4 protein-coding genes are annotated in these 6,955 nt (G+C 73.8%); 2 read left to right on the top strand and 2 right to left on the bottom strand.

Going from position 1 to position 6,955, the window contains the following annotated elements; translation table 11 throughout:
- Positions 1-240 precede the first annotated feature (240 nt).
- Positions 241-2,997 carry a BTAD domain-containing putative transcriptional regulator gene (locus PWG71_RS22830; RefSeq protein WP_274811990.1) on the bottom strand — a complete coding sequence of 919 codons (2,757 nt, stop codon included), beginning with the start codon at positions 2,995-2,997 and terminating at the stop codon, positions 241-243.
- Positions 2,998-3,106: 109 nt separating this feature from the next.
- Here PWG71_RS22830 and PWG71_RS22835 point away from each other — a divergent pair, with 109 nt between their 5' ends.
- Entirely contained in the window at positions 3,107-4,708 is a 1,602-nt protein-coding gene (locus tag PWG71_RS22835) for an MFS transporter (protein ID WP_274811991.1), read from the top strand.
- Positions 4,709-4,988: 280 nt separating this feature from the next.
- Here the strand turns inward: PWG71_RS22835 and erm are convergent, their stop codons facing one another.
- Positions 4,989-5,768, bottom strand: a complete 780-nt coding sequence (gene erm, locus PWG71_RS22840) for an ErmE/ErmH/ErmO/ErmR family 23S rRNA (adenine(2058)-N(6))-methyltransferase (protein WP_274811992.1) — start codon at positions 5,766-5,768, stop codon at positions 4,989-4,991.
- Between the two features lie 407 nt (positions 5,769-6,175).
- Between erm and PWG71_RS22845 the strand changes: the two genes are divergently transcribed.
- The gene (locus tag PWG71_RS22845) at positions 6,176-6,877 is read left to right on the top strand and encodes a class I SAM-dependent DNA methyltransferase (RefSeq protein WP_274811993.1); all 702 of its coding nucleotides are present in this window, start codon (positions 6,176-6,178) and stop codon (positions 6,875-6,877) included.
- The last annotated feature ends 78 nt before the right edge of the window (positions 6,878-6,955 follow it).

A 6,955-nucleotide genomic window follows, 5' to 3' on the forward strand; every position in this document is an offset into this window, starting at 1 on the left:
GGCCCGCACCGGGATTCCGGACGATGAGGAACCGCCGTCGGATCCCGGGAGCGGGCGCACACGTACTCCGCGCCGGCGGCCCTCCCGCCTCCCGTGTTCCCGACCGCGCCGGGGCGGAACACCTGGGTCGTGTTCTTTCGAACCTCCCCGTTCGGCTTCGGTCCGTGCTCGGCGCGCCCGGAGAAGCGGGCCTTCGGTCTCGCGGGCGCCCTCGCGACCCCCGGGGGCGCGGAGGGGCGTTCACGGAACAGGGTCTTGGGCGGTGCCCGGCCCTCCGGCGGAGAGAGAGGCGTCCGGCCGCGGTTCGCCGAGCGCCTCCGCCGGGACCCGGTCCGCCCGGTACAGCCAGGCGTCGGCCTCCACCACCCCGGAGGCGTAGGAGCGCTCCTCGGCGACCCGGCGCGCCCGCTCATGGAAGCGGCGCGCCCGGGAACGCTCACCCCGAGAGGCCGCGAGGCGTCCGAGGCGGAAGAGCGTCTCTATGACGTCGACCCACAGGCCCAGCCCTTCGGCGGCCCGCAGGTCCTCCTCCAACAGGGCCGCGACGCCGCGGTGGTCGAGGTCGACCTCCGCCGCCCGTGCCAGCGCCGCGTTCGCCCGCAGCAGACCCCAGTGGTCCTCCAGGTCCAGGAAGATCCCGGCGCTGCGCCGGGCGTCGGCACGCGAAGCCGACACCTCGCCGTCATCGAGGCGGTGTCCGGCGCGTTCCGCCAGCGCGGCGGCCTCCACCCAGCGGTCACCGCTCTCCCCGGCGTGGGCCAGCGCCTCCTCGACGAGGGCGCGCTCCGCCTTGCGGTCATCGCGGTGGTAGAGGACCGACTCCGCGAACCAGAGCAGCCGCAACGCCCCCGCCTCCACGAGTCCCCCCTCGCGTGGCGGGCGCCCCTCGAAAGCCGCGAGCCTGCCCTCGGCGACGCGCCGTGTGCGCGGCGATCCGCCCCGGAGACGCAGCGCGGCTTCGAAGGAGCGCTGTGCCTCGGCCACCCGGTTGCGCAGCCGCCAGTACCACGCCAGCGCGTTGACCAGTCTCAGCGCCGCGTCGGCGTCCCCCGCGCGCATCGCCAGCTCCAGTGCGTGGCGCAGGTTGACCGTCTCGGTGTCGAGCCATTCCAGGGCCTCGCGCTGTCGGGAGCCCCGCAGGAGCGGGTCCCTGCGCTCGGCCTCCCGAACGTGGAAGGCGATGAACCTGCCGCGCACCTCCTCCAGCTCGCCGGCCCCTTCCAGCCGCTCGACGCAGTACGCGGAAACGGACTCCAGCATCCGGTACCGCTCGCCCTCGCGCACCACGAGCGAACGGTCGACCAGCCGGGAGAGCACGTCGAGGACGTCGTGTCCGTCGTCGCAGACGGCCCGCGCCCCCGCGAGGGTGCACCCGTCCCTGCCCACCGCCAGCCGGCGCAGGACCGTGCGCTCTCCGTCGGTCAGGAGGTTCCAGCTCCAGTCGACCATCGACCGCAGGGTCTGCTGCCGGGTGGGTCGGCCGCGGCCCGGCCCGGTCGGCAGGGCGAAACGGTCGTCCAGGCCGGCGGCGATCTGCTCGGGCGTGAACGCGCGCAGCCGGGCCGCGACCAGTTCGAGGGCCAGGGGGACGCCGTCCAGGCGGCGGCAGACGGCGGCGACGGCGGGGGCGTTCTCCCCGGTCAGCACGAAGCCGGGGGACGCGGCCCGTGCCCGCTCGACGAAGAGCCGCACCGCGCTGGAGGAGGCGATCATCTCGTCCGGGTCGCCGACGGCGTCGGGCAGCGTCAACGGCGCCAGCGGGAAGACGGTCTCCCCGGGGATGTCGAGCGCCTCCTGAGTGGTCACCACGAGGCGCCCCGCGTCGGCGGCCAACAGGGCCCCGGCCAGGTCCGCGACCTGGGACACCACATGCTCGCAGTTGTCCAGGACGATGAGGGACCGCCGGTTCCGGAGGGCCTCGCGGAGCCACTCGACCAGGTCGAACGAGGAGTCCACGGCGCCTTCGCACAGACCCAGCGTCGCGATGACGCGCTCGGCGAGGTCGGCGGTCGTCGCCGCGCGGTCCATGGCGGCCAGTTCCACGATCCACGCCCCGTCGGGGAAGTCCTCGGTCAGCGACCGCGCGACGGCGACCGCCAAGCGGGTCTTGCCCACGCCGCCGGGGCCGGTCAGTGTCACCAGGCGGTCGCCGTAGGGGTCGGAGAGCGCCGCGCGGACGTGCGCGCTTTCGCACTCGCGGCCGATGAGCGCCGTCGGCGGGCCGGGCAGGTTGCTCCGCGGGCGGTCCGCGACGCGACGCGGCGCGCTCGACTCCGGTTCCTGACGCAGGATGGAGGCGTACAGGTCGCGGACCGCCGGGTCGGGGTCGATCCCCAACCGGTCGCGGAGCCGGGCACGCAGGTCGTGGAAGGTTCTCAGCGCCTCCCCCTGCCTCCCCGTCCTGGACAGGGCCAGCATGTACAGGCCGTGTGACCGCTCCCTCAGGGGGTGCTCCTCGACCAGCTCCCGCAGCCCCGCGACCGCCGCGTCCTCCTCGCCGGTCTCGATGCGCGCCTCGGCCAGCCGCTCCGCCGCCCCGACCCTCAGCTCCTCCAGGCGGGCGGCCTCGGCGCGGACGAACACCGCGTCGGTGAAGTCCGCGAAGGCCGGTCCACGCCACAGGCCCAGAGCCTCGGCGAGCAGCCGTCCGCGAGCACCGGGGTCGTGGATCCGGTCGGCCCTCTCCACGGTCCGCCGGAACAGGGCCGCGTCGAGTTCGTCGTCCTCGACGCGCACCCGGTAACCGGCCGGGGAGCGGAGGACGCGTTCGGCCCCCAGGGCTTTGCGGAGCTGGGAGATCTTGGTCTGGAGGGTGTTCAGGGGCCGGCCGGGCGGGCGTCCCTCCCACAGGTCCTCGATGAGCCGGTCGGCGGAGACGGAACGGCCGTGGTGCACCAGCAGGTCGGCGAGCACCGCCCGGACCTTCGTTTCGGTGATCGGGACCTCACCGCCACCGGAGTCCCACACGGTGAGTGAGCCGAGCACCCCGAAACGCATGGCCCCAGCATACAAGTCGGCCCCCGGGCCCCGTGCGCGCCGCGTGCGCACGACGTGCGCGGCCCCTCCCAGGCTGGAGTCGAATCCCCACCACGAGAGGAGCCATGACATGACCCGTCCGAGCAGCGGCGGGGCAGGCCCGGCGGAATGGGCGGGCCTGGCCGTCCTCGCGCTACCGACCGTTCTTCTGGGGTTGGACCTCACCGTCCTGCACCTGGCACTGCCCTCACTCGCCGTCGACCTTCGGCCCAGCGGCACCCAGGAACTGTGGATCGTGGACTCCTACGGTTTCCTGATCGCCGGTTTCCTCATCACGATGGGCACCCTCGGAGACCGGATCGGCCGCCGCCGCCTTCTGGTCATCGGCGGCATCGCCTTCGTGGCGGCCTCGCTCGCGGCCGCCTACTCGTCCACCCCCGAGATGCTCATCGCCTCCCGCGCCGCGCTGGGCGTGGCCGGCGCCACGCTCATGCCCTCCACGCTCGCGCTGATCAGCAACATGTTCGACGACGCGCGCCAGCGGGCGCTCGCGATCGGTCTGTGGGCCACGTTCTTCGCCGGGGGCATGGCCGCCGGTCCACTGGTCGGAGGTGTGCTCCTCCAGTACTTCTGGTGGGGCGCGGCCTTCCTGCCGGCCGTCCCGATGATCGGTCTGATGCTCGTGGCGGCCCCGTTCCTGCTACCCGAGTACCGTGCCCCGCGGAGCGGGCGGTTCGATCCGTTCAGCGTGTTCCTGTCGCTGCTGGCCCTCTTGCCGGTCGTCTACGCGATCAAGGAGTTCGCCAAGGAGGGGCCGAGCCCGACGGTGCTCGCCGCCGTGGCGGCCGGCGCCGTCTTCTCCCTGGTCTTCGTCCGCCGCCAACGGACCCTGGAGAGTCCGTTGCTCGATGTGACCCTCTTCGGGAACCGGGCCTTCAGCGTCGCCCTGGGGATGATGCTCGTCGGCCTGGTGGGTGTCGGCGGAACCATGCTCCTCACCACCCAGTACCTGCAACTGGTCGAGCGGCTCTCACCTCTGGCCGCCGGACTGTGGTTCGGGCCGCCCGCACTGATGATGATGCTGTCGTCGATTCTCGCGCCGGTCCTGACCCGATGGATCCGACCGGGGTACGTGGTGGCGGGGGTGCTGGCGTTGTCATCGGTGGGCTACGCGCTGATGGGCCTCGTGGGACCCTCCGGAGGGCTGCTCCTGGTGGTCGGGGCGTTCTCCCTGGTCTACCTGGGCCTGGGTGCGATCGCCGCGCTGGGCACCGATCTGGTGGTCGGCGCCGCGCCGCCCGAGAAGGCCGGGTCGGCCTCGGCCATCTCGGAGACCGTCCAGGAACTCGGTCTGGCGGTGGGCATCGCCGTGGTGGGAAGCCTGTCCGCCGCCGTGTACACCAGCAGGATGAACGCGGAGGCGCTCACCGGGCTCTCCGCGGACACGGCCCGGATCGTGGAGAACGGCCTGTCCGGGGCCACCTCCATCTCCGGGGAGATCCCCGCGCCGGTGTTCGAGCGGGCCCAGGAGGCCTTCATCGCGGGTTTGAACACCACGGGCTGGACGGGTGCCGTGGTCACCCTCGCCCTGGCGGTGGCGACCGCGGTGATGCTTCGGCACATCGGCGTCCAGGACACCGACGCTCCCGGCGGCGATACCGGAGGGGGCCGGCCCGCCCCCGGCGTCGCCGTCGAGCTGGGGGGCCGGACCGCCGACGACCCCGCGCGATGAGGGCGGGGAGCCTCCCCCCGGTCCCGGGCGGGGAGAGGCCGGACGACGACGGGGGGTGGTGACACCCGACTTCGGCGACACCTGCGAGGAGGGCCTTCGGTATCGGTGCGGATCGCGACATCCACCCGGGCCCGAAGGCCCTCGACGCCCCGCCACTCGCGCCGACCTCGCACCCCCATCCGTCTCGGGTTCGGGGGCGCGGGCCGGAACCGGCGGCGGGAGGGCGGTGCTCGGGGAGGCCCCGCATGGTGGAACCCCGGCGAGGCCTCCCCCGGAACGGTCAGGAATGGAGGTGTCCGAACACGGTGATCCACCGGTCGGGGGAGACGTGTCCGACGAGGGCGTCCGGGGGCACTCCGGCGGCGTCCAGCGCCCGGTCCACCCGGCGGGCCGGATGGGCGCGGCACAACGAGGCCCGCAGCGAGCCGCCCACCCCGGAGAAGCCGAGCTCCACCAGCCGCCGGTGGGCGTCGGCGCGCGCGGGGTCGATCAGCGGGGACGGTCGGCGGCGCAACAGCAGGACCCCGGCGTCGACGCCCGGCACCGGGTGGAACCGGTGACGGGGGATCCGACCCGCCAGATCCCATGACCACCGGGGCCACGACAGGACGGTCAGGCGGCTCCACCGCCCGTGACCGCCGGTGCGCTTGGCCGCGTACTCCCACTGGGTGATGAGGGTCGCGCCGGTCAGCGCGGGCGCCGACAGGCACCAGCGCACGATGTCCGCGGTGCGCGAGTAGGGGATGTTGCCGACCACGGAGAAGGGCTCGCGCGGTGGGCGGGCCCGGGTGAAGTCCGCGCACACCACCCGGACGCCGGGGTACCGGCGGGTGATCCGGGCGGCCCAACGGGCGTCGAGTTCGTAGGCGATCAGCCGGCCGGCGGCCGGGGCCAGGAAGCGGGTGAGGGCGCCGTCGCCCGGCCCCACCTCCAGGACCAGGTCATCGGGTGCCACCTCGGCCAGGCGCACCACGCGCCGTGCCGTGGCGGGATCGGTGAGGAAGTTCTGGGACAGGCGTCGTCGTGCGCCGTTGGAGCGGTGTCGTGCGGTTCGTGCCACGAAAGGTCCTTGTCGGCCACCGGGACGGTGGCGGAAGGGACGGGTGGCACGACGGAGGAACGGCACGAGGGCACGCGCAAGGAGGCCGGGCGACCCGTCCCGCGGATGTGGGGACGCGATCGGGCCCGGACCGGGGCACCGTCAAGGAAGGAGCGGACCTCCTGGCACCGCCGACGTCGTGCCGGGGAGGGCACGGGAACGGCGGTGCGCTCGGAGGGGTCCGGTCACCGGCCCGGGCCGGAGCGGCGGGGCCGGAATTCGAGGACGTGGGCGCGCGCGGACCGGGCCGGGGCACGGTCGGTCACGCCGAAGAAACCGAACATGTCCTCACCGTAGGGGGCGTCCTCCCGGCGGGCAACGCATTTAATGACTCGCGCCGGCCGGTCGGGGCCGCGATACTCGGGGCCATGCTGGACTTCTCCGCCTATGACACCCGCAATTACCGCACGGTCGACGTGGCCACCGGCTATGACGGCTGGTCGGCCACCTACGAGGACTCGGTCCTGGACGCCATGGACCTGGCGCTGCTGGAACGCCTGCCCCACCCCGACTGGGCGGGGGTGCGCCGTGTCGCCGACCTGGGGTGCGGGACCGGTCGCACCGCCGCGTGGCTGCGCGCCCGAGGCGTGACGGGCGACATCGACGGCGTGGACCTGAGCCCGGGCATGCTGGCCCGCGCGAAGGAACGCGGCGCCCACACCACGCTGGCCGAGGGTGACGTGCGGACCAGCGGACTGGAGGGGGGCGGCTACGACCTGGTGGTCTCCTCGCTCATCGACGAGCACCTGCCCGACCTGGCCCCGTTCTACGCGGAGGCGCGCCGCCTGGTCCGCCCCGGCGGGACGTTCCTGCTGGCGTCCTACCATCCGCAGTTCGCGATGGTGACCGGGATGCCCACCCACTACACCGACGGTTCGGGGGAGTCGGTGGCCATCACCACCCACGTCCACCTCGTCAGCCACCAGGTGCGGGCCGCCCTGGACGCCGGTTGGGCGCTGGCGGACATGGTGGAGGGCGTGGTCGACGACACCTGGGTGGCGGCCAAGCCCAAGTGGGAGAGGTACCGGGGCCACCCCGTCTCGGCCGCCTACGCCTGGCGCGCCGTCTAGGGGTGTTCTTCGGACCCTCCGCTGCGCTTCGGTTCGTGCGAGGCCGCCCGGAGAACGGGAACCTTCGGCCGCTGCGTG

This window comes from Nocardiopsis sp. N85 (assembly GCF_028882275.1).
Classification (GTDB): Bacteria; Actinomycetota; Actinomycetes; order Streptosporangiales; family Streptosporangiaceae; genus Nocardiopsis; species Nocardiopsis lambiniae.

Excerpts from the sequence above, each read along its gene's own strand:
- PWG71_RS22830 (WP_274811990.1), bottom strand. The coding sequence starts at position 2,997 with ATGCGTTTCGGGGTGCTCGGCTCACTCACCGTGTGGGACTCCGGTGGC.
- PWG71_RS22835 (WP_274811991.1), top strand. The coding sequence starts at position 3,107 with ATGACCCGTCCGAGCAGCGGCGGGGCAGGCCCGGCGGAATGGGCGGGC.
- PWG71_RS22845 (WP_274811993.1), top strand. The coding sequence starts at position 6,176 with ATGCTGGACTTCTCCGCCTATGACACCCGCAATTACCGCACGGTCGAC.